This is a genomic window from Streptococcus jiangjianxini, from assembly GCF_040225085.1.
GTDB classification, from domain to species: Bacteria; Bacillota; Bacilli; order Lactobacillales; family Streptococcaceae; genus Streptococcus; species Streptococcus jiangjianxini.
On record NZ_JBEHGL010000008.1, the window covers coordinates 75,334 to 98,849 of the forward strand.

Sequence of the window (23,516 nt, forward strand, 5' to 3'; positions counted from 1 at the left end):
GGATTAACCATGGTAAAAGAAAAAATTTCCCCTGGTATGCAGCAGTATCTGGATATTAAGGCAGATTATCCAGATGCTTTTTTGCTTTTTCGGATGGGGGACTTCTACGAATTATTTTATGAAGATGCGGTTAAGGCGGCACAAATTTTAGAAATTAGCTTAACTAGCCGTAACAAAAACGCTGAGAATCCGATTCCCATGGCGGGTGTGCCGTATCATTCTGCCCAAGCCTACATTGATGTTTTAGTAGAAATGGGATATAAGGTTGCTATTGCAGAGCAGATGGAGGACCCCAAGCAGGCTGTTGGTGTGGTCAAGCGTGATGTGGTTCAAGTGATCACACCAGGAACAGCAGTGGATTCTAGTAAGCCAGATAGTGCTAATAACTTTTTGGTAGCCCTAGATTTTGATGGTAGCCAATATGGTCTTGCTTATATGGATTTGGCTACGGGTGAGTTCATGGTGACTGTCTTGGCCGACTTTTTGACGGTCAAAAGTGAAATCCAGAACCTCAGAGCAAAAGAGTTACTTATTGGTTTTGAACTTTCAGATGAAGATAAGGAAGTCTTTGCGAAGCAAATGAATTTGATTCTGTCTTATGAAAATCAGCTTTTTGAAGACAGAGAATTGGTTTCAGATGACTTAAGTCCTCTGGAACAGACAAGTGCCTTAAAATTACTTTCTTATGTTCACCGTACACAAAAGAGAGAGCTCAAGCACCTTCAGGCCTTGGTACATTATGAGGTTAAGGATTACTTACAGATGACTTATGCTACTAAGTCTAGTCTGGATTTGCTGGAGAATGCTCGTACTGGTAAGAAGCACGGAAGTCTCTTTTGGCTGCTCGATGAAACGAAAACAGCCATGGGTATGCGTCTCCTGCGCCAATGGATTGACCGCCCTCTTCTTCGCTTTGATGAGATTAAGGAGCGTCAGGATATTATTCAAGCTTTTTTAGATGACTTTATTAATCGAAGTGATTTGACGGAAAGTCTCAAAGGTGTTTATGATATTGAGCGTTTAGCTAGTCGTGTCTCTTTTGGCAAAGCGTCTCCTAAGGATCTTCTACAATTAGGAAATACTTTGACGAAAGTTCCTGTTATAAAGGCTGTCTTATCAGCTTTTGAAGTTGATGTTATTGACAAGGTTGACAAGCAAATTGACAGTATTCCTGATTTGGAATCTTTGATTCGTTTAGCCATTGATCCAGATGCGCCAGCAACTATTTCAGAAGGTGGTATTATTCGTACAGGATTTGATGACACTTTAGATCACTATCGTAAAGTCATGAAAGAGGGGCGAGCTTGGATTGCTGACATTGAAGCGAAAGAGCGTCAAGCTTCGGGAATTTCTAGTCTTAAAATTGACTATAATAAAAAAGATGGTTACTATTTCCATGTGACAAACTCTAATCTTTCCTTGGTGCCAGATTATTTTTTTAGAAAAGCAACACTGAAAAATTCAGAACGTTTTGGAACAGCAGAACTGGCTAAGATTGAGGGAGATATGTTGGAAGCGCGGGAGCAATCAGCTAATCTAGAATACGAGATTTTTATGCGACTTCGTGCTCGTGTGGAGACTTATATCGATCGCCTGCAGACCCTAGCAAAAGTTTTGGCAAAAGTCGATGTGTTGCAAAGTTTGGCTGTTGTTGCTGAGACTAATCATTACGTGCGACCTGTTTTTAATGACCAACACGTCATTGAGATTGTTGATGGGCGACACGCAGTAGTGGAAAAGGTTATGGGAACGCAAGTATACATCCCAAATAATATTCACTTCGATCAAGAAACCACGATCCAGTTGATTACTGGTCCAAATATGAGTGGTAAGTCAACCTACATGAGACAGCTCGCCTTATCTGTAGTGATGGCTCAAATGGGTGGCTATGTGGCAGCTGATACTATCAATCTACCAGTTTTTGATGCTATATTTACCCGTATTGGAGCGGCAGATGATCTGATTTCGGGACAGTCTACTTTCATGGTTGAAATGATGGAAGCTAACCAAGCTATCAATCGAGCCACGTCAGATTCTCTTATTCTTTTTGATGAGTTAGGACGGGGAACGGCGACCTATGATGGTATGGCTTTAGCCCAGTCTATTATTGAGTACATTCATGATCAGATTAAGGCAAAAACCATGTTTGCAACGCACTATCATGAGTTGACAGACTTGTCAACGACATTGACAAGTCTTGTCAATGTTCATGTAGCAACAGTAGAGGAGAAAGGTGAGGTAACTTTTCTCCATAAGATTTCTGAAGGCCCGGCTGATAAATCTTATGGGGTTCATGTTGCTAAAATTGCAGGCTTACCCGCTTCAGTGCTCACAAGAGCGGATCGTATTTTGCAAGATTTGGAGAGCCATTCCGCACAATTGAATACGGAACCACTCTCAGAGTCGGCTTCAACCAATCAAGTTGAGGAACCAGTAGGTCAACTGTCTCTTTTTGCAGATGACCAGTATGCTGAATTGGTGGCTCAACTGGAGAAAGTTGATGTGCTAAATCTGACACCGATGGAAGCCATGAATACTTTGTTTGAACTTAAAAAATTACTTTAGTGTTTTATGAAAAATCAAAAAGTTTATGATTGTCCTGACTCTCAAAAAGTTAGATCAAAAATCTAACGATTGGAGTGTGCTTCAGACCTTTCATAGGCTTTTTATTGTCTAAGATGATTAAGTATTTGTGTTATAATAGTTAGCAACATAAAGCGAGGTCAGTATGAGTAGAATTATTGAATTACCCGAAATCTTAGCCAATCAGATTGCTGCCGGAGAAGTCATTGAACGCCCGGCTAGTGTTGTGAAAGAACTGGTGGAAAATGCTATCGATGCGAAAGCCAATCAAATCAGTATTGACATTGAAGAATCTGGTTTACAAAAAATGGTGATTACTGATAATGGCATTGGAATGAGCCGTGATGATTTGGAATTAAGTTTACAGCGCCATGCCACTAGTAAAATCAAAAACCAAGCAGATTTATTCCGTATCCGAACACTAGGTTTTCGTGGTGAAGCCTTGCCATCTATTGCCTCTATCTCATATCTGACCGTGGAAACGGCAAGCGAGGATGCGTCGGTTGGAGCCGTTTTGTTTGCTAAAGGAGGTCAGATTGAGTCAATAGAGACTATTTCACGCCCCTCAGGAACTAAGGTTTCTGTTGAAAATCTCTTTTACAATACCCCTGCTCGACTCAAATACCTTAAAAGTTTACAATCCGAACTGGCTCATATTGTTGATATTGTAAACCGTTTGAGTTTAGCCCATCCTGATATTGCTTTTACCTTAACCAGTGATGGACGTCAGGTAACTCAAACAGCAGGAACAGGCGATTTGAGACAAGCTATTGCTGGTATTTATGGACTTAACACAGCTAAAAAAATGGTAGAAATCTCCACAGCTGATTTAGATTTTGAAGTATCCGGATATGTCAGTTTGCCTGAATTAACTCGTGCCAATCGTAATTACATCACACTCTTGATAAATGGTCGTTACATTAAAAATTTTTTACTAAATCGTGCTATTCTAGATGGTTATGGCTCTAAGTTGATGGTTGGTCGTTTTCCAATTGCAGTGATTGATATTCAAATCGATCCTTACTTAGCTGACGTCAATGTTCATCCAACTAAGCAAGAAGTCCGTATTTCAAAAGAGCGTGAATTGATGACCTTGATTAGCACAGCTATCAAGGAATCACTTCAAGAACAAGATTTAATTCCAGATGCCTTAGAAAATTTAGCTAAGTCTGCTACTCGAACAGGAGAAAAACCTATACAAACCAGCTTGTCCTTAAAGCAATCCAATATCTATTACGATACTGACAAGCAGGACTTTATTGAAAGACCTAACGTTTTGGAAGAGCCAGTCCAATTTGAAAAAACAGAAAACATCACTGAGGTTGATAGTTCTGTCAATGAAGTTGACAACAATGTCAATCAAGATGTCAAGGTGTCACCAAATATAAAATTTGCCGAAAGAGATAAAAATCTTCTTAATAGTGAAGAGCACGGTAGTCTTGATTTTCAAAATAAATCAAAAATTAATCGCATGATTGATCATTTGGAAAATGAAGAAACCTCGACTTTTCCAGAATTGGATTACTTTGGTCAGATGCATGGAACTTATCTATTTGCGCAGGGCAAGGGAGGCCTTTATATCATTGACCAACATGCGGCCCAAGAACGCGTTAAGTATGAGTATTATCGTGATAAAATTGGGGATGTTGATAGCTCATTACAGCAGCTTTTAGTCCCTTATCTATTTGAATTCTCATCCGCTGATTTCTTGAATTTACAAGAGAAGATGCCCTTGTTAAATCAAGTAGGGATCTATCTAGAGGCCTATGGGGATAATACTTTTATTCTGCGTGAACATCCTATTTGGATGAAGGAGGAAGAGATTGAATCGGGTGTCTATGAAATGTGTGACATGCTTCTTTTGACAAACGAAGTTTCGATTAAAAAATATCGTGCAGAGCTAGCCATTATGATGAGTTGTAAACGATCTATTAAGGCTAATCATATCATTGATGACTATTCTGCTCGCAATTTGATTTACCAATTATCTAAGTGTCAGAATCCCTATAACTGTCCGCATGGACGTCCAGTTTTAATCAATTTTTCATCATCTGATATGGAAAAAATGTTTAGAAGGATTCAAGAAAATCATACCAGTTTACGAGATTTAGGGAAATATTAAGTTGACAACGTTGTCAACTTAATTGTAAAGGAGGTATTATGAGGAAATTTTTTACCTTGCCGAAACAATTGCAATGGCGTGAGGAATTACGGTTTCTCTCCATCATTTTGGGAAGTGCTATTTTTCCTTTTATGTCAATGTACTATGTCCACTACTTTGGTGCTTTTATTACGGGTTTACTAGTTATTGTGACGCAAATTGTTAGTTTTGTGGCTACCCTCTATGGAGGTCATCTTTCAGATTCTTTAGGACGTAAAAAAGTGACCGATTTGGGAAATTTTGGTGTTTTCATAGGTTATGTTCTGACAACATTTGCTAACTTACCTGGACAAGTTCAACCGGCCGTAACTTTCATTGGCATTTTTACAGTTGAGGTGGCTTCTAATTTTGCTCACCCTGCTTATGAGGCCATGCTAATTGACTTGACCACTGAAGAAAATCGGCGTTTTGTTTACACCATCAATTACTGGTTAATCAACGTTGCGGTTATGATGGGTGCTGGCATAGCTGGAGCTTTTTATGACCATCACTTTTTTGAATTGCTTCTTGTTATGACCCTTATGGCAGCTTTTTCTTATGTTATTATGTGCTGGAAATTTGAAGAAACTCGCCCTAAAGACTTTTCTTTTATTCACGGACGTGGTGTTTTGGCGACTTTTCGTAATTATAGCGAGGTCGCTAAAGACAAAGTCTTTATGCTCTATACTTTAGGTACTATTCTCTTTGCAGCTGTGTGGGGACAAGTGGACAACTATATCCCTATCCATTATAAGACTTTTTATCAAGAAACAGATTTATTTGGGATAACGATTAGCGGGCCTAAATTACTTAGTCTAGCTTTGTTTATTAATACGATCATGATTGTCCTTTTGATGACGAGCATCAATCGTTTAACAGAAAAGATGTCCTTATTGACTCAAATCGTTTTAGGGGGAGGCATTTTTGCAACGGGGATTTTTGCAGCCTTAACCTTTAAAACGCTTATTCCAATCATGTTAGCTGCTGTAGTCTATACGTTAGGAGAGATCATTTATATACCAGCAAGTCAGGTTCTTCGAGTCAATATGATGAATGAGAACAAGATCGGCTCTTACTCAGGTTTTTTGGCTATTTCCCAACCTTTGGGAATTATTATTGCTGGCGCTATGGTATCTCTCAGTGAATTTACAGGGACACTAGGAGTTCAGCTGACCTTTATCATTATAGCTTCATTGGGACTTTATCTTATGGTGCATTCAGCTAAGTTGCACCATCTTTCTTAAGGAGAAATCATGTACGACTATATTAAAGGAAAATTGACAAAAATTACCGCAAAGTTTATCGTGGTAGAAGCTAGTGGCTTGGGCTACATCATCTATGTTGCTAATCCCTACTCATTTTCAGAGAGTGTCAATCAAGATGTCCAGATTTACTTGCATCATGTGGTCAGAGAAGATGCTCATCTTTTGTTTGGCTTCCACTCGGATGAAGAAAAAGATGTCTTTCTTAAATTAATTTCAGTATCGGGTATTGGACCAATGACAGCACTTGCAATTGTGGCTGTGGACGATAATGAAGGATTGGTTAAGGCTATTGATAATAGTGACATCAAGTATTTAATGAAATTCCCTAAAATCGGTAAGAAGACAGCTCAACAAATGATTCTTGATTTAGCCGGTAAATTTGTCGATGCTCCAATGGAAAATGGCAAGGCACCGAAAACGAAAACCGTTGCGACAAATGAACAGTTGGACGAAGCAATGGAAGCTCTTCTGGCCTTAGGTTATAAAGCCAGTGAACTCAAGAAAATTAAGGCCTTCTTTGAGGGAACCAATGAAACCGCAGAGCAATATATCAAATCAGCTTTGAAAATGTTGATGAAATAGGCTGTGAAGGAAAAAGCAGCAGTGACAGTAGGAAATCTGATAAAGTCACTTGTATCTTAAAAGATTTTTCCTTTTACTCGCTTTGTAGCGTGAGCTTAATGACTCTGTCAGATCATTTCGTCCTAGCTAGGGCTAGAAGTAAAATGGCGTTAATACTCATTCAAAATCAAAAATAGCAGCACCCCAGCCTCTGTGTACAATCGAGTTTAGATAGAGAGGAATGAGTTATTTTGTCATAACATTATGGTGCTGCTATTTCTGAATTTTGCAAGTATAAGTTTCATGCTAAAACTGTTTAGTGTAACTTATTCCCATCGTATGATGTGACTTATGATTGGTAGTCCTTAGCTATCCGAGGAGTACTCTATTAGGTTTACGCGGATAGAAAAATCAGAGGAGGTTTCACATGAAACGTTGTTCTTGGGTCAAGGAATCTAATCCACTTTATGTGGCTTACCACGATGAGGAGTGGGGGAAGCCTCTTCATAAGGAACAAGCTTTGTTTGAACTGTTGTGCTTGGAAACTTACCAGGCTGGCTTATCATGGGAGATTGTTCTTAACAAACGTCAAGCTTTTCGTGAAGCTTTCTATCATTATGATGTGGATAAAGTAGCAATGATGACAGATGAAGAATTGGATGAGCTCTTGGCGAATCCTGCGATTATTCGTCACCGTCTGAAACTGTATGCGACTAGAACCAATGCGCAAGCTTTTTTAAGGATTCAAAAAAAGTATGGCTCCTTTGATAGCTATATCTGGTCCTTCGTTAGTGAAGAAACTAAAAGACATGATGTCGCTGATTATCGCCAAGTACCTGCTAAGACAGGCCTCTCAGAAACAGTGTCTAAGGAACTGAAAAAAGCCGGTTTTAAATTTGTCGGTCCTGTTGCTGTTCAATCCTTCTTGCAGGCAGCTGGCTTAGTCAATGACCATGAGAATGACTGTGAGTTTAAATAATGCTTAGGTGATAAGGTCTTTATAAAACAGTCAAGCAACCAAATATATCTAAGATAAGCGTCTGACCCAAAACATAAAAAAGGAACAACCGTAGCATTCTCTTCACCAGAAAAAAAACTACGATTGTTCCTTTTTATAGTCTTATCAACTGACCAGGTATAGGTGGTAAAGCATTTCAAAATCTACCTTTTTTATCCTAGATGCTTGTTTATTCTGCAGCTAGCGCTTCAATTGGGTTAAGGCGAGCGGCTTTGCTAGCTGGTGCGATGCTGGCAATCAGGGCGATTAAGAGACCGATAATAACGGTAATGATGATTGACAGGAGTGACATTTGAATAATGTCAAACTCAATAGTATTGTAGACCAACTGGTTAACAGCAAATTGTGCTAGAAAGGCTGTGATAATAGCTAGGATATTAGCTGAAATACCCAATAATAAACTTTCATTGACAAAGAGATGACGGATATCTTTGCGACGAGCTCCCATGGCTCGAAGAACACCAATTTCCTTAGTTCGCTCAGAAACGCTCATATAGGTAGTGGCAACAATCATAAGAATGCTGACTAACAGTGAAATCCCCGCAATCAGAGCTAGCACGACACTCACAATGTAAGTCACCTGAACAATACTATCTAAAATATCCCCAATACTAGCCACACGGAAACGGCGTTGACCATTGCTTTTAAGGTGACGAACGGCCTTTTGAGCAGTCTTGGTGTTGTTTAAATCATCGACAGAGGCTGTTATAAAATTAGGCTCTAGCTCAATTTTCTCCTCAGCTGCTGCGTTTTGTATGTCTTTGAAGTTAACCATATTATAGCTGGTGCTAGTTCCTGAGACAATCAAGTCTTTTGTGATTACCTTGTCTTGTCCTAGTGGAAGGGTTAGAGTGACCGTTTTACCGACGATTTTTTCAAATGTCTTACCGACAAGGGCTTTGGCTTGTGTTTCAGATAGGACGATTTGCCCAGTTTTAGGATATTTCTTATTAGAGATGCTATCGGCTAATAAGGTAGCATTTTTAGTAATGAGGTTATTTGGTCCATCTTGATCTGTTTGACTAGGCTGAGGTTTAGGATTGGTCTCCTGACCTTTAAGAGTTACTTGAAAGGCAGGCGACATGTAGCCCTTTTCTACTTTGGTGATGTGCTTAATCTTAGCGACATCAGAAGTATCTTGCTCATTCATACTAGTTTGATCAGGTTTAAAAACTTGGAAAGCTTTTGGGTTGGCAATCCCATCAATGAAGTGGTTCATGTAGTTGGTCGCACCATTGCCTAGGCCTAGGAAAAACATAACAGCAAAGAGACCGATGGCAGTGCCGGTGGTAATCATCAGGTTTTGCTTCCAAGCATTTCGAAAGTGGGCGAAAGCCATTTTCCAAATATCTCTAGATTTGAGGGGACGAGCCTCAAAATCTTTAGGGCTGACAGATTGGTTGAAAGGTTGGCGAAGACGTTCATCACCCGTCACACGACCATCAGCTAGGCGGACAATCCTTGATCCAGCGTCAGCAACTTCTTGTGAGTGGGTCACAACGATCACCGTTTTTCCGCTTTTGGCAATTCCTTGTAACAAGTTGAGAACTTCCTTGGTGTTTTGGCTATCCAAAGCTCCAGTTGGTTCATCAGCAATGATGATATCAGGGTCGCTGGCTAAAGCGCGTGCGATAGCAACACGCTGTTTTTGCCCTCCAGAGAGTTGAGCAGGCTTTTTCTTGCGATGCTCATAAAGTCCAACTTGTTTGAGCAGTTTTTCCGCTCTTTTAACCTGTTCTTTATGACTTAATTGGGTCATCTGAAGACTGGTCATGACATTGCCTAGGACAGTGAGGTAATTGACAAGGTTAAATGATTGAAAGATAAACCCAATGGTATCACGACGGTAATTGTCCATTGACTTTTCTTTTTTATCTTTTTGACGTTGCCCATTGACAATCACATCACCATCATAGGCACGATCTAAGCCACCGATGATATTCATGAGAGTAGATTTACCGCCACCCGATTCGCCAAGAACGGATACGAAATCTCCTTGGTCAAAGCTTAGGTCGATGCCTTTAAGGACGGGAAATGCTTCTTTTGCTAAGTAGTAAGACTTGTGGATATTTTGTAATTCTAAAATAGACATAACTTCTCCAAAACGATTTTTAACTGCTTACTAGTGTAACTTAATTTTCAGAAAAATTCAGTAATCCAATATAAAAAATAATTTTTCAGAATTTGTGCTAAAATGTAAACAAGTTTTCGAATAGTAAAGTAGGTGGGTAAATGAAAGCAGAAATAATTGCAGTCGGAACAGAAATCTTAACTGGACAAATTGTTAACACTAATGCGCAATACTTATCGGAAAAAATGGCCGAAATCGGGATTGATGTTTACTATCAAACAGCTGTAGGAGATAATGAAGAGAGACTTCTATCGGTCATTGATTTGGCAAGTAAACGCAGTGATTTGATTATCCTATGTGGTGGCTTGGGACCAACAGAGGATGATTTAACCAAGCAAACCTTAGCTAAGTATTTGAAGAGAGACTTGGTTTTTGACGAGATAGCCAATCACAAATTAAATCAGTTCTTCGCATCACGTCCTAAATACAGCCGTACTCCTAATAACGAGCGTCAAGCGCAGATGATTGAAGGATCAACCCCTATTCAAAATATTACAGGACTTGCTGTGGGTGGTGTGCTGGGTGTTGATGGTGTGACTTATGTTGTCTTACCTGGTCCTCCAAGTGAGCTGAAACCTATGGTGCAAGATGGTTTGGTGCCACTCTTATCAACTAGCGGTGAGCAGCTTTACTCTCGTGTGCTTCGTTTCTTTGGTATTGGTGAGAGCCAGTTGGTGACGGTTTTAGCAGATATGATTGAGCAGCAAACTGATCCTACTCTTGCTCCCTATGCAAAAGTTGGTGAAGTGACCTTGCGACTATCAACCAAGGCTAAAGATCAGAAGTCTGCAGATACTAAGTTGGACGTACTAGAGGCACAACTCTTAGCGAGACAAGGTTTGGATGGTTTACCATTAAGAAATCATTTGTATGGTTATGGCGAAGGCAATTCCTTAGCCCAAGTGACGGTTGAGTTGCTGAAGGATTCTGGAAAGTCCATTACGGCAGCAGAAAGCTTGACAGCAGGTCTTTTTCAATCGACGATTGCTGATTTTCAAGGGGTATCTTCGATTTTCAAGGGTGGTTTTGTGACCTATAGTTTGGAACAAAAGTCAGCAATGTTGGGGATTTCCCAAGACGATTTATCAAGGCATGGTGTTGTCAGTGAGTTTACAGCAAAAGCTATGGCTCATTCAGTGCGTGAAAAAGTTGGGGCTGATTTGGCTATTTCTCTAACTGGAGTAGCGGGTCCTGATGAACTTGAAGGGCAACCAGTCGGCACGGTATTTATTGGACTAGCTAGCGAAGCAGGTGTTTCTGTTAAAAAAGTTCATATTGGTGGTCGTAGTCGTTTAGATATTCGCTATATTGCGGTCTTACACGCTCTAAATATGGTTCGACAAGTATTGCTAGCATGATTATATCCACTTAATTTGGTATAATAGAGGGGTTGATACTTTGGGTATTTCTGTGGATAACTTGTGGAAATATCAGGGTGAGATTATTGTATGACTAACGGTGATAGTTGTTGAACGTTAGTTTTATTTAAGAACATAGGAGACTATTTTGGCTAAAAAACAAAAAAAACTAGATACCATTTCTAAAAAGTTTGGGGACGAACGTCAAAAGGCACTTGATGATGCTCTAAAAAATATCGAAAAGGATTTCGGTAAGGGAGCTATCATGAAGCTGGGTGAACGTGCTGAACAAAAAGTTCAGGTCATGAGCTCAGGGTCATTGGCACTTGATATTGCTCTTGGTGCCGGTGGTTACCCTAAAGGACGTATCATTGAAATCTATGGACCGGAGAGTTCTGGTAAAACAACTGTAGCGCTTCATGCCGTTGCTCAAGCTCAAAAAGAAGGTGGGATTGCTGCCTTCATCGATGCCGAACATGCCTTGGATCCCGCTTATGCTCAGGCCCTTGGTGTTAATATTGATGAACTGCTCTTGTCTCAACCAGATTCAGGTGAGCAAGGTCTTGAAATCGCTGGTAAATTGATCGACTCAGGTGCGGTTGACTTAGTGGTTGTCGACTCGGTTGCTGCTTTAGTGCCCCGTGCGGAAATTGATGGTGATATCGGTGATAGCCACGTTGGTTTGCAAGCGCGTATGATGAGTCAAGCCATGCGTAAATTATCAGCCTCTATCAACAAGACTAAAACAATTGCTATTTTTATCAACCAATTGCGCGAAAAAGTTGGGGTAATGTTTGGTAATCCTGAAACAACACCTGGCGGACGTGCTCTTAAATTCTACTCATCTGTTCGTTTGGATGTTCGAGGTAATACTCAAATTAAAGGAACTGGTGATAAGAAAGATCAAAATGTTGGTAAGGAAACTAAAATTAAGGTTGTTAAAAATAAGGTTGCACCGCCGTTTAAAGAAGCTTTTGTAGATATTATGTACGGTGAAGGGATTTCTAGGACGGGTGAATTGGTTAAGATTGCTAGTGACTTAGATATTATCCAAAAAGCCGGCGCATGGTTCTCTTATAACGGTGAAAAGATTGGTCAAGGGTCTGAAAATGCTAAGAAGTTCCTGGCGGAAAATCCAGCCATCTTTGATGAGATCGACCAAAAAGTGCGTGTTCACTATGGTATGATCGAAGGTGACCAAGCTGAAGCTGTTCAAGAACAAGATGAAACACCAGCTGAAGCAGATGAGTTGGTTCTCGATCTTGATAGTAGTATTGAGATTGAAGAGTAAAAGAACTATCGATTGTGTTCCAACAACTATAGGAATCAAAAGTAAGTGAAGAGTGTTGCCTAATGTATTGATACGTTAGGAGTTATAAATCCTTAAAATCTAGCAGTTTGATAGTATTACTCTGCTTCGTTCACAGTTTTAAGCGAATGCGTTTAAATAGAGGAGGTGGGAATGTTTTCCTGCCTCTTTACTTTAAGAAAAGTTTAAGTTTTTGTGCTGCTTTTCAGGTAAATACTTGACAAAAACAAAAATAGGTCCCAAGACCTATATCTTTGAAAACGCGCTCGTGCTATAATGTAACTATCATGGGATAGAAAGTGAGAATGTACATGATTAAAATTTATACCATCTCAAGCTGCACGAGCTGTAAAAAAGCAAAAACTTGGCTCAATGCGCACAAGCTCCCTTATAAAGAACAGAATTTAGGAAAAGAAACACTTACCAAAGAAGAAATTTTAGCTATTTTGGCTAAAACTGAAAACGGAATTGAGAGTATTGTCTCTTCAAAAAATCGCTATGCTAAAGCTTTGAACTGCGATATTGATGAACTTAGTCTCAGTCAAGTAATTGATTTGATTCAAGAAAATCCACGTATTCTTAAGAGCCCAATTTTAATTGATGATAAGCGTCTTCAGGTGGGTTACAAGGAAGATGATATTCGTGCCTTCTTGCCTCGTAATATTCGTAATGTTGAGAATGAACAGGCTCGTTTGCGTGCAGCGTTATAAGACATAACAGGAAAAAATGCTTAGCTGACCACAGCTAAGCATTTTTTGGACTAACAAGATTTATATTTCAAAAATGCTGAGATATGATTAACACCGAAAGCGAGAGCTTCTTCACTAGGATTCATCTTAGCATGGTGTAAAGGGTAGGGCGTGTCAATACCTAGCCAAAACATAACACCTGGAATTTTGTTTAGCAGGTAACCAAAATCTTCACCTGTCATTGCAGGAAGACAGTTAATCAGATTAACATTGGCTTGTTCTTGAAAAAAGTTCATCAGCTGATGTGCTAAATCTGGCTTATTTTCTACAGGAAGATAGCCACTAGGATTTAGCACGACCTCAACCTCCATATCAAAACTAGCAGCGACACCTTCTGCAATGGTTTTGATACGCTTTTGAATATGGAGATTCATCTCTTGAGTCAGTGCTCGAATCGTTCCATGCATGAAAGCCGTCTCTGAAATAACATTGTTTGTGGTACCAGCCTGCATAGCTCCAAAGGTAACCACCCCACCCTCAATCGGATCGACGTTACGACTGACGACTGTTTGAACTTGAGTAATAAAATAAGCCGCCGCTACTAGGGCATCGTTTGACTGATGAGGGAAAGCTGCATGCCCTCCTTTACCTTTAAAGGTTACTTTGACTTCACACGTTCCAGCAAAAAGGGTTCCAGTATTGGTCGCAATATCACCAACTTTCATATCTGGACGAACATGAAGGCCGTAAAATTCATCGGGTTCCCATTCTCCGAAGGCTCCGTCTTCATACATGAGCATACCACCGGCTAAATTTTCTTCGGCAGGTTGAAAGAGAAAAAGTATGTTTTCCTTAGGTTGTAGCTGTGTCAATTTTTCGAGAAGTCCTAGGGCGATAGTCATATGCATATCATGACCACAAGCATGCATGCGTTCGGCATGCTGGCTAGTAAAATCAAGTCCAGTTTCTTCACTGATGGGAAGTCCGTCTATATCCGTTCGCCAACCAATCGTTCTTTGAGCAGCATAGCCTTCAACAAAAACAAGGATTCCTGTGCGCCAAGTTTTTTGCTTGACAAAGGGTTTATCTTGGGTCAATTCTGCAATTCTTTCGAGGAGGTAAGATTGTGTTTTGAATTCTTCTAAGCCGATTTCAGGGATTTGATGAAGGTCTCGTCTAATTTGGATTAAATCTAAAGCCATAATCATTCTTTCCTAGTTGTGATAAAAGCTGAGCATGGCTCAGCCTTTTTATGTTTTAAAGGTTACGTAGAGCCTCTTCTAAGGCTGTTTTTTGTTGGGTTTTGGCATCAATTTGTTTGATCACACGAGCTGGAACACCAGCTACCACAACGTTTTCTGGGACATCTTCTGTGACAATAGCACCAGCTGCAACAACGGCTCCATTCCCGATTTGAACCCCTTCGATAACAACAGCATTGGCCCCAATAAGAACATTATCTCCCACACGAACAGGTTGAGCAGAAGCTGGTTCGATCACACCTGCTAGGACAGCTCCGGCGCCAATATGGCTATTTTTACCAACTGTTGCACGTCCTCCAAGGATAGCACCCATATCAATCATTGTACCAGCACCGATTTCAGCACCAATATTGATGATGGCTCCCATCATAACGACAGCATTATCTTCAATAGTAACTTGGTCACGGATAATAGCTCCCGGCTCGATGCGAGCATTGATTTGACGCTTGTCTAAAAGAGGAACTGCGGAATTACGACCATCTTGCTCGACAACGTAGTCGACGTTTTCTGTCATTCCTTCAAGGAGTGGTTCGATATCTTTCCAATCTCCGAACAGAACATTGCTGAGTTGGATGACTGAAGCAGGGATGTCAGCAGCTACCTGTCCAGCATAAGTTACCTTAACATTAGTTTTTTTCTCAGCATTACCAATGTAAGCAATAATTTCTTGAGCAGTCATTTTTTGAGCGGTCATTCTAATCTCCTAAGAGTGTTTGGTTAGCCAGAAAATCAACGAGGTAGTAACCCAGAGTAAAGCCACTCGTAGTGTTCCTAATCAATTAACTATGGCAAGATTTAGACAAACCTAACCAAACACCCACTTTCTTCAAAAATTAAGTTGATGGTATATATTATAACAAATTTTCAGAAAATTTGTGAATAGTAGTTTTGTACCAGTGACATAAAACTCTCATTGTAAATCGATTAGCTATAAAATAATTTAATTTTGATATCTTGATCGTAATTGCCAAAATGTTTCCCGAAAATCGTACACCCTCCTTTATTAATCGCATCTTCTTTGACTTCAAACTTTAATTTCCACATATCAGACTCAGAATCAATATCATCAATAGTGATATCTGATATTGGTTCACCATCCATATAAGTGCCGTGGCTAGTTATTCTGATTGTTTTTAATAGACCATATTGGTTGACATTATCAGGAAACCAATCAGGTGTATACTTCCCTCTGACATCAGCGAAATCTCCTGGACTCGTCCAAGAACCTAGTTCAGTATTATTTAGGGTAAATGTAATATCAGAAGGCCAATTATCGTTTGAAAAGGGGAACTCTGATGAAATTTCTAAAGAAATTTCAAGCATTTTTAATTTGTGTTCCGGAGTTAAGAAATTAGGGGATTGATATTCGATAAATCCTTCAGCGAACCATAATATTTGAGCATCCATTCGTGCTGGATCCATGAAAAATTTTGGGGTGTCAACCTTGCCGATAAAGTCATCATAGGTAGCCAGACCACAGGTTGGTTTTACTGAAAAATTGGTGTAGTGACCAACGGGAATAGAAGATTCCATAGTATCTAAAGCAGAAAAAATTTGCTTTGGAAAGTTAATTTCGATTTTTTCAAGCTTAAGTGATGCAATTTTTTGATGGCCCACACGAGTTGTTTTTATTATTTGAGCTTTCTCTAATTTCTTGATGTGCTGTGTGATAATCGCACTACTTAAGTTTAATTCTTGAGCAATTTCCTTAATATTTCTACGTTTAACAGCCAGTAAATTTATAATTTCTAATCGTACTTTACTTGCCAGAGCTTCATAGATTGGTAAGGCTTCATCGTTAATTTCAATTTGCATTGAGGCTCCTCCAAAAGTTAGAATACACACTTATATTAACAAAAATATAAATTTTTTAAAAGCAAAAATAAAATAACCTCTTTAAATTAATTATTTTATTAATAAAATAATTAATAATTATTTTTAATTAACATATTGACAAATCATTTTTTTAAATATATAATAAAAACAAAAATGTAAGCGCTTAACAATGTTTATGTTAAACAAAAATATAAATTTAAAAAAGGAGGAAAATTAAACTCGTTTCATTTCATATTGATAACTGTTGCTACTTTTACTCAAACTTTTTGGAGGAGAAAATGAAATTAAAAAAAATTGCTTTATGTTCAATGATTGTATTGAGCGCCTTAACGTTAGCGGCATGTGGTAGTGATAAAGGTAAATCTGGTAATAGTAAAAATAAGGCAGTGGAATTAACATTTTGGAATGGTTTTACAGCTTCAGATGGAGAAATTTTACAAGAAATTGTAGACCGCTTTAATAAAGAAAACGATGAAAATATTACCATTGACATGGATGTTATGACATGGGCGAATGTTAATGAAAAGTTACCAACTGCTATTGCCGCTAAGTCAGCACCAGACTTTGTAGCTTTGAACTTCTCGGATTTTGCGCAATACGTTAAAAATGGTGTAGTGCAACCATTAGATGATTTTTGGGAATATGATGGCGTTAAAAAAGCTGATTTCATTGACACTGCGGTAAATCTAGGAAAAGTTGATGGTAAACAATACTTTATTCCAATGCAAGTTCAAGGAATGTACATGTTTTGGAATAAAGATATCTTTAAAGATGCTGGCATGGATGAAAATAATCCACCGCGTACTTGGGAAGACTTAGCAAAAGTCAGCCCAAAACTTGCTAACCAGGGGAAAAATATATCGGGTTTTATTTTTAACAAAGATGGGACAGCTCCATTGTATAATTGGATGTTAGCAAATGGTGGCAAGCTTGTTAATGATGATTATACAAAATCAGAATTTGCTTCTAAAGAAAATTTAAAAACTCTCAAGGCAATTCAAAAAATGATCCATACCGATAAAGCAGGTCCTGAATCTATTTCAGGAGCTGAAATGGACAATGTTATGAATGCTGGACAATTAGCTATTGAATTAAATGGTCCTTGGTTGAATAATGGGTTGAAGGCAAATGAAATTAATTATGGTGTTACAACAATTCCACAAGCCAAAGGTTCAGACAAACAATCAGCCATTTTGGAAGGTGTTGGCTATGCGATTCCTGTAAGTACTGACGAGAGCAAAAAAGAAGCCATTTATGAGTTCTTGAAATACTGGAATACAACTGAAATTGGGAAAGAATGGAGCACACGTAACGGGTTCCCAGCCTATTTGAATTCTGTTGCTAAAGATTCGGAAATTGTTAAAGATCCAATTGTTTCAGAGTTGTCAAAACAAATGGAATTTGCAAAACCATTTTTACCTGGATTTGATAAGTTACCTACAATTAATAATGACATTATGAACCCATTAATTGAACGTCTACTCGCTGGAGAAGATGCAGAAAAATTAATGAAAGAAGCTGATAAGAAGATCAATAATTTATTAGCCAAATAATATAGGTAGGAGGGGTGGTTGAAAAACTACCCTTTGTAATTAAAAACGTTTTGGATATAGGAGTGTCTATATGACGGATAGAATTAAGCGTTTAGGACATTATTGGAATCAGCCTAGTAACGCTGCGTATTTATTTTTATTACCATCATTGTTAATATTATCGTTATTTATTATTGTTCCTTTAGTTGGTACATTTGTATTGGGGTTTACAAATATTAATATCTTCTTTACGAATACTGAATTTGTCAATTTTGATAATTATATTAGATTGTTTTCTGATAAAAGGGCAATTAATGCCTTGTGGCATTCCGTTTATTTTACATTGTTGGAAACACCTGCACAAGTTATTGTTGGTCTGTTGTTTGCGGTATTATTGTCTAGAAATACGAAATTTAATAAAATTTGCAGGTCAATGTTTTATATTCCAGTAATTTGTTCTTTAACGTCAATCGCAATTATCTTTTCTATGCTGTTGGATCCTAATATTGGTGCGATACCTTATTTATTTACAAAAATTGGAATGGCTGCCCCACAATTCTTTAGAGATCCTGTTTTAGCGATGCCGACAGTAGCAACGATGACGGTTTGGAAAAATTTCGGTGTTACAATGACGATTTTATTAACAGCGATCCATGGGATATCACCTTCTCTCTATGAGTCAGCGGAAATTGATGGTGCAACTAAGAGACAACAATTTTTTAATATTACGATTCCTCAAATTGTTCCATCACTTGGTTTTTGTTTATTAACGAACTTAATTGGATCAATGCAGGTATTTGACCAAGTTTATGTTGCAACAGGTGGTGGACCACAATACAAAACTGAAACGGCGGTACAATATATTTATTCTAGAGGCTTTTCAGCACCATATGAATTGGGGTATGCTTCGGCAATTTCAACAGTTTTATTTGTAATCATTGCTATACTTGCTGTTTCTATGAATTTATTTATCAGTAAAAAAGAAAGAGAGATGAGGTAGATGAAAAAGAAAAAAAGAGAACAAGTCATTAATAATATTATTATGCTTGTTGTTGTATTTTTGATAGCTTTTCCATTTCTGTGGTTGATTGTCTCGTCTTTTAAGTTTGAAAAAGACATTATTGCTTATCCTCCACGTTTCTTTGCTGATAAATATACTTTTGAAAACTATGTGAAAGTATGGACAGCGATTCCTTTGTTAAACTATATAAAAAATACGGCGATATTTGCTGGTGGAGTTGTTATCACGTCAGTCTTTTTTGATTCGTTGGCAGGGTATGCATTCGCAAGAATGAATTTTAAAGGAAAGAATATCTTGTTTTATTTTGTATTGTTAACGATGATGATTCCTTTCCAAGTGTTTATGATTCCCCTATTTCTTGAAGTAAATGCTTTAAATATGATTGATACTTATCCCGGATTAATCATACCTAGAATGACGACTGCCTTTGGTATATTCATGATGAGATCTTTCTTTATTACTATCCCGAAAGATTTAGAAGAAGCTGCCCGAGTTGATGGGTTAAATGAGATTAAAATCTTTACTCAAATTATGTTGCCACTAAGCAAACCAACAATGTTATCATTAGGAATTTTTACTTTGATGAATAGTTGGAATGATTTGTTATATCCGTTGATTCTGACTTCTAATTCAAGTATGAGAACTCTACCGTCCGGATTGGCGTTATTTAGTGGACAAAATATTTCATTTTATGGACCAGTAATGGCAGGTACGGTTGTTTCAATGTTACCGCTGTTAATTGTTTATATTTTTGCACAAAAATATTTTGTGCAAGGTACAGTGATGTCAGGGCTTAAGGAATAATTATGAAAATAGTGGAATCAAAATGGTACAGTCAACTAATTAAAATTTCTGATTATATTTTAATTGGTTTATTGTGGTCGCTTGTTAGTTTGCCTCTAGTTACAATATTTAGCAGTTTAAATGCGGTATTTAGAACGTTCCAGATCTGGAAAACAGAAACAACAGGAAATATCATTTATCATTTTTTTAGAGGATTTAAAAAACATTTTTTGAAATTAACATTGTTGAATATCTTGGTGTTACTGTATGTGATGTTTATTATTAATCGTATAGAGGGGGTAATATCAGAAAATTCATTCTTTTTGGGAGTGATAGTATTTTCTATTATTGTAGCTACTTCGTTTTTATATCAGTTTATATTGCTGGCTTCAGTGAATGATAAAATTTCATTTAATATCTTTGTAAAGGCAACTAATAATTGTGTTTTATATTTTTTTTCGAATGTAATTTTTATCATTTTAACCATTGGTTTAGTGATAGTAGGTTTTAAGTTACCACATTTGTTTCTTGTTCTGGTACCAATTTACCTCTATTTAGTGTATTTAAATTCAAAACTAACCATTTAATGATTGTAGAAATAATGAGGAGGAATTTATGAATGTTTTAAGGTATAAAAATCGGATAGTTAGGGAAAGAGCAGATCCATGGGTTTATAAACACACGGATGGATATTACTATTTTACAGGATCTGTTCCTGGTTATCAATCCATTGAGCTTCGTCGGGCTAAGAGGTTGAATGACTTGGAAAATAATGCTGAAATTCTATCAGTATGGCACGCTCATGATACGGGAGTAATGAGTGAGCTGATATGGGCTCCAGAAATTCATTTTATCCAAGGGAAGTGGTATATATACTTTGCGGCAAGTGATCATTCTGAAATCAGAAATGAGCACCATCATCATAGAATGTTTGTTATTGAAAATAGCAATGAAGATCCAATGAATACGGATTGGGTTGAGAAAGGTCAAGTTCAAACACAGTTTGAAAGTTTTAGCCTAGATGCAACTGTCTTTGAATTGAATGGTGAGTTATATTACGTGTGGGCACAGCTAGATCCTAGAATTCCTGGTAATTCTAATCTTTATATTTCTAAGATGAAAAATCCTTGGACTTTGAAAGGTGTCCAAAAGCTACTTAGTATCCCAGAATTTGATTGGGAGAAAATAGGCTTTTGGGTTAATGAAGGGCCAGCGGTAATTATAAAAAATAATAAAGTCTTCATAACATATTCTGGTAGTGCAACAGATGAAAATTACGCAATGGGTTTGTTGTGGGCGGATGCTGATTCAGACTTATTAAATGGTTATTCTTGGCATAAATTTAAAGAGCCAGTTTTCCAATCGTCAGAAAAAAATAGTCTTTATGGTCCGGGGCACAATTCTTTTACTAGGTCAGAAGATGATAAAGAAGATGTATTAGTTTATCATGCTAGACCTGAAAAAAATAAATTCGGAGATCCGTTGGATAATCCGAACCGTCATGCACACGCACAAGTGTTTACTTGGGATGAGGAAGGTTTTCCTGTGTTTGGGGAACCTAGATATTAAATGTATTTTAAAGTTCTTGGAGGTTAGAGTAGTGCATAAAGCAAATATAAAACTTGTTAAAGATATGGTTGTTTCAACCGTAGATAAACGTATTTTTGGATCCTTTATTGAACATATGGGTCGTGCTGTATATGGAGGAATATATCAACCGAATCATAAGAGTAGTGATGCTAATGGATTTCGAGAAGATGTCAAAGAACTCGTCAAAGAGTTAGGGATAACCTTGGTGAGGTATCCTGGAGGAAACTTTTTGTCAGGGTACAATTGGGAGGATGGTATTGGTCCGAGAGATCAGCGACCTAAGCGTACAGACTTAGCTTGGCGTGCAATTGAAACAAATCAGGTAGGAATTCACGAGTTTGCTCAATGGGCTGATGAAGTTGGTGTTGATGTTAATATGGCCGTTAACATGGGAACAAGAGGGATTGATGAAGCTCGTAAATTAGTAGAGTATTGTAATTTTGAAGGTGGAACCTATTGGAGTGATAAAAGGATTGAAAATGGTCGTAAAGAACCGTTTAGTTTTAAAACATGGTGTATCGGTAATGAAATGGATGGTCCGTGGCAAATAGGCCATAAAACCGCTGAAGAGTACGGTCGATTAGCTAAAGAAACTGCAAAAGCGATGAAACTTGTTGATGAGTCGATCGAACTAGTTGTCTGTGGTAGTTCTAACAGTCAAATGCCTACTTTTGGAGATTGGGAATTGACAGTTTTAGACCATACTTATGAATATGTTGATTACCTTTCATTGCATCAATACTATGGTAACTACGCTAATAACCTTGAAGAATATCTTGCCTGCTCTCTAGATATGGATGAATTTATCAAGGGTGTAGTTGCAATGTGTGACGCCATTAAAGCTAAAAAACACAGTAAGAAACAAATAAATTTATCTTTTGACGAGTGGAATATTTGGTACCATTCAAATGAACAAGATAAACAAATTAAGCCTTGGTTTATTGCTCCACCACAACTAGAAGATAAGTATAATTTTGAAGATGTATTGGTACTGGGGACCTTACTTATTACGTTGTTAAAACATTCTGATCGTGTCAAAATTGCTTGTTTAGCACAATTAGTTAATGTGATTGCTCCTATTTTTACTGAGCAAGATGATAATACTAGTGCAGCATGGCGTCAAACGATTTTCTATCCATTTATGCAAGCTGCCAAGTATGGGCGAGGAACAGTCCTAACACCATTAGTGCAATCAGATAGTTATCAAACAGAGCAGTATGAGAAAGTGCCTTATGTAGAAACGATTTCTGTGCTGAGTGAGGACGAGAAAGAAGTTACTATTTTTGCGGTTAATCGTTCCAAAGAAAAATTGGAACTTACAGTTGATAGTTTGGGGTTAGTAATGGATTCAGTGATTGAAGCAACACAAATGGCTGGTCATGATATTAAGGCTGCAAATAGTGTGACAGATGATAGTATCAAGCCTAAAGTTGTTACTAATTATCGCTTTGAAGATAATTGTCTTATTTTAGATTTGGCACCATTATCGTGGAATGTTGTTAGAGTTGCATTGAGGTAGTATGAGTTAGCTATTGAAAGATAAAGTGAGTTGATTTAAATATTTATTACTCCTAGAATTAGCACTTGTTTAATCATGACAATTTTACAAGGAACTGTTGTTCTATAATGGTGTAGAGCTTAATAAGATTGGTTCAGGACGTAATAATCTTTGAAAAGGCAACCCTTTTCTGTACAAAATTTATAAAGTGTTTTTTGTTAAGCGATAACTCGCCTAGCCATGGGTGTTTGATAGTTGAAACTGCCGTGAATGCGATGATGATTCCACCAGTGGACGTAGTCCTTGGTTTTAAGATTTAGCTCTTCAAGTGAATGAAAGATTTCTTGATTAATAAACTCCAGTTTGAAGGAGCGATAGGTGCTCTCAGCTACGGCATTGTCATAAGGACATCCTGCTTGACTAAGTGACCGGGTGATACCGAATGCTCCTAACACCTCATCAATCAGCTGATTATCAAACTCCTTGCCACGATCAGAATGGAAAAGATTGACCTTGGTTAGTGCATAAGGGATACTCTGAATAGCTTGCTTTACGAGCTCTGCAGTCTTCTGCCAACCGACTGACAGACCAATAATTTCACGATTATAGAGGTCTATTATCAAGCAAACATAAGCCCAGCGCTTACCAACACGAACATAAGTCAAGTCAGTTACAATCGCTTCAAGTGGTCTTTCTTGGTTGAATTGCCTGTCTAAGAGATTTGGAATGGGTGCTTCATTTTTCCCTTTAGAACACGGCTTGAAGCTAGTCTGCTGGTAAACAGATACGAGATTCAATCGCTTCATTATCCGACGAATGCGACGACGAGACAAGACGAACCTTTCTGTTTCCAGACATTTCTTGATTTTTCGAGCACCGTATCTAGATTTGCTCTCAAGGAAAATCCGTTTAACCATTTCTTCAAGCTCAGTTTCCGATA

The 23,516-nt window shown here is 38.0% G+C and carries 19 protein-coding genes; 14 read left to right on the forward strand and 5 right to left on the reverse strand.

Translation table 11 applies throughout. The features are described 5' to 3' along the window. Nucleotides 1–9: 9 nt before the first annotated feature. The 5 genes from mutS (at nt 10) to ABP870_RS04880 (ending at nt 7,528) form a co-directional block, all read left to right on the forward strand. Entirely contained in the window at nt 10–2,565 is a 2,556-nt protein-coding gene (gene mutS / locus ABP870_RS04860; protein WP_350014345.1) for a DNA mismatch repair protein MutS, read from the forward strand. A gap of 163 nt (nt 2,566–2,728) precedes the next feature. Then, nucleotides 2,729–4,705 (forward strand): DNA mismatch repair endonuclease MutL, encoded by a 1,977-nt coding sequence (mutL, locus tag ABP870_RS04865; protein WP_350014346.1) that lies wholly within the window; start codon nt 2,729–2,731, stop codon nt 4,703–4,705. 38 nt (nt 4,706–4,743) lie between these two features. Then, the gene (locus ABP870_RS04870; protein ID WP_350014347.1) at nt 4,744–5,967 is read left to right on the forward strand and encodes an MDR family MFS transporter; all 1,224 of its coding nucleotides are present in this window, start codon (nt 4,744–4,746) and stop codon (nt 5,965–5,967) included. Nucleotides 5,968–5,976: 9 nt separating this feature from the next. After that, on the forward strand, nt 5,977–6,570 hold the full coding sequence (gene ruvA / locus ABP870_RS04875) for a Holliday junction branch migration protein RuvA (protein ID WP_350014348.1): 594 nt from the start codon (nt 5,977–5,979) through the stop codon (nt 6,568–6,570). Between the two features lie 406 nt (nt 6,571–6,976). Beyond that, the gene (locus tag ABP870_RS04880; RefSeq protein WP_350014349.1) at nt 6,977–7,528 is read left to right on the forward strand and encodes a DNA-3-methyladenine glycosylase I; all 552 of its coding nucleotides are present in this window, start codon (nt 6,977–6,979) and stop codon (nt 7,526–7,528) included. 208 nt (nt 7,529–7,736) lie between these two features. Here the strand turns inward: ABP870_RS04880 and ABP870_RS04885 are convergent, their stop codons facing one another. Further along, nucleotides 7,737–9,659 carry an ABC transporter ATP-binding protein/permease gene (locus ABP870_RS04885; protein ID WP_350014350.1) on the reverse strand — a complete coding sequence of 641 codons (1,923 nt, stop codon included), beginning with the start codon at nt 9,657–9,659 and terminating at the stop codon, nt 7,737–7,739. A gap of 140 nt (nt 9,660–9,799) precedes the next feature. On the opposite strand from ABP870_RS04885, the gene ABP870_RS04890 reads away from it, so the two are divergent. The 3 genes from ABP870_RS04890 to spx all read left to right on the forward strand — a co-directional run bounded on the left by ABP870_RS04890 (nt 9,800) and on the right by spx (nt 13,075). Continuing rightward, nucleotides 9,800–11,056 (forward strand): competence/damage-inducible protein A, encoded by a 1,257-nt coding sequence (locus tag ABP870_RS04890; RefSeq protein ID WP_350014351.1) that lies wholly within the window; start codon nt 9,800–9,802, stop codon nt 11,054–11,056. 148 nt (nt 11,057–11,204) lie between these two features. Further along, on the forward strand, nt 11,205–12,347 hold the full coding sequence (gene recA / locus ABP870_RS04895; RefSeq protein WP_350014352.1) for a recombinase RecA: 1,143 nt from the start codon (nt 11,205–11,207) through the stop codon (nt 12,345–12,347). Nucleotides 12,348–12,676: 329 nt separating this feature from the next. Further along, nucleotides 12,677–13,075, forward strand: a complete 399-nt coding sequence (gene spx / locus ABP870_RS04900; protein WP_026217660.1) for a transcriptional regulator Spx — start codon at nt 12,677–12,679, stop codon at nt 13,073–13,075. Between the two features lie 50 nt (nt 13,076–13,125). Here spx and ABP870_RS04905 read toward each other — a convergent pair whose 3' ends face one another. The 3 genes from ABP870_RS04905 to ABP870_RS04915 form a co-directional block, all read right to left on the reverse strand. Further along, on the reverse strand, nt 13,126–14,256 hold the full coding sequence (locus ABP870_RS04905; protein ID WP_350014353.1) for an N-acetyldiaminopimelate deacetylase: 1,131 nt from the start codon (nt 14,254–14,256) through the stop codon (nt 13,126–13,128). A 55-nt stretch (nt 14,257–14,311) separates the two neighbouring features. Next, nucleotides 14,312–15,010, reverse strand: coding sequence for a 2,3,4,5-tetrahydropyridine-2,6-dicarboxylate N-acetyltransferase (dapD, locus tag ABP870_RS04910; protein WP_350014354.1), 699 nt, complete (start codon nt 15,008–15,010; stop codon nt 14,312–14,314). A 230-nt stretch (nt 15,011–15,240) separates the two neighbouring features. Beyond that, nucleotides 15,241–16,131: an ArsR/SmtB family transcription factor gene (locus ABP870_RS04915; RefSeq protein WP_350014355.1), complete on the reverse strand. Its 891-nt coding sequence runs from the start codon at nt 16,129–16,131 to the stop codon at nt 15,241–15,243. A 299-nt stretch (nt 16,132–16,430) separates the two neighbouring features. Between ABP870_RS04915 and ABP870_RS04920 the strand changes: the two genes are divergently transcribed. The 6 genes from ABP870_RS04920 to arfA all read left to right on the forward strand — a co-directional run bounded on the left by ABP870_RS04920 (nt 16,431) and on the right by arfA (nt 22,597). Continuing rightward, complete coding sequence (locus tag ABP870_RS04920) at nt 16,431–17,705, forward strand: ABC transporter substrate-binding protein (protein ID WP_350014356.1); 1,275 nt, start codon at nt 16,431–16,433, stop codon at nt 17,703–17,705. Between the two features lie 70 nt (nt 17,706–17,775). Further along, entirely contained in the window at nt 17,776–18,684 is a 909-nt protein-coding gene (locus tag ABP870_RS04925) for a carbohydrate ABC transporter permease (RefSeq protein WP_350014357.1), read from the forward strand. After that, nucleotides 18,685–19,509 carry a carbohydrate ABC transporter permease gene (locus tag ABP870_RS04930; protein ID WP_350014358.1) on the forward strand — a complete coding sequence of 275 codons (825 nt, stop codon included), beginning with the start codon at nt 18,685–18,687 and terminating at the stop codon, nt 19,507–19,509. It begins immediately after the preceding gene. A gap of 2 nt (nt 19,510–19,511) precedes the next feature. Next, a complete protein-coding gene (locus tag ABP870_RS04935; protein WP_350014359.1) occupies nt 19,512–20,075 on the forward strand; it encodes a DUF624 domain-containing protein in 564 nt (187 codons plus the stop codon). Between the two features lie 28 nt (nt 20,076–20,103). After that, nucleotides 20,104–21,057 carry a glycoside hydrolase family 43 protein gene (locus ABP870_RS04940; protein ID WP_350014360.1) on the forward strand — a complete coding sequence of 318 codons (954 nt, stop codon included), beginning with the start codon at nt 20,104–20,106 and terminating at the stop codon, nt 21,055–21,057. Nucleotides 21,058–21,088: 31 nt separating this feature from the next. Continuing rightward, nucleotides 21,089–22,597 carry an arabinosylfuranosidase ArfA gene (gene arfA / locus ABP870_RS04945; protein ID WP_449340570.1) on the forward strand — a complete coding sequence of 503 codons (1,509 nt, stop codon included), beginning with the start codon at nt 21,089–21,091 and terminating at the stop codon, nt 22,595–22,597. A gap of 197 nt (nt 22,598–22,794) precedes the next feature. Here arfA and ABP870_RS04950 read toward each other — a convergent pair. Then, nucleotides 22,795–23,516, reverse strand: a 722-nt coding sequence (locus ABP870_RS04950) for an IS3 family transposase (protein ID WP_350014361.1), incomplete at its 5' end; no start/stop codon positions are given.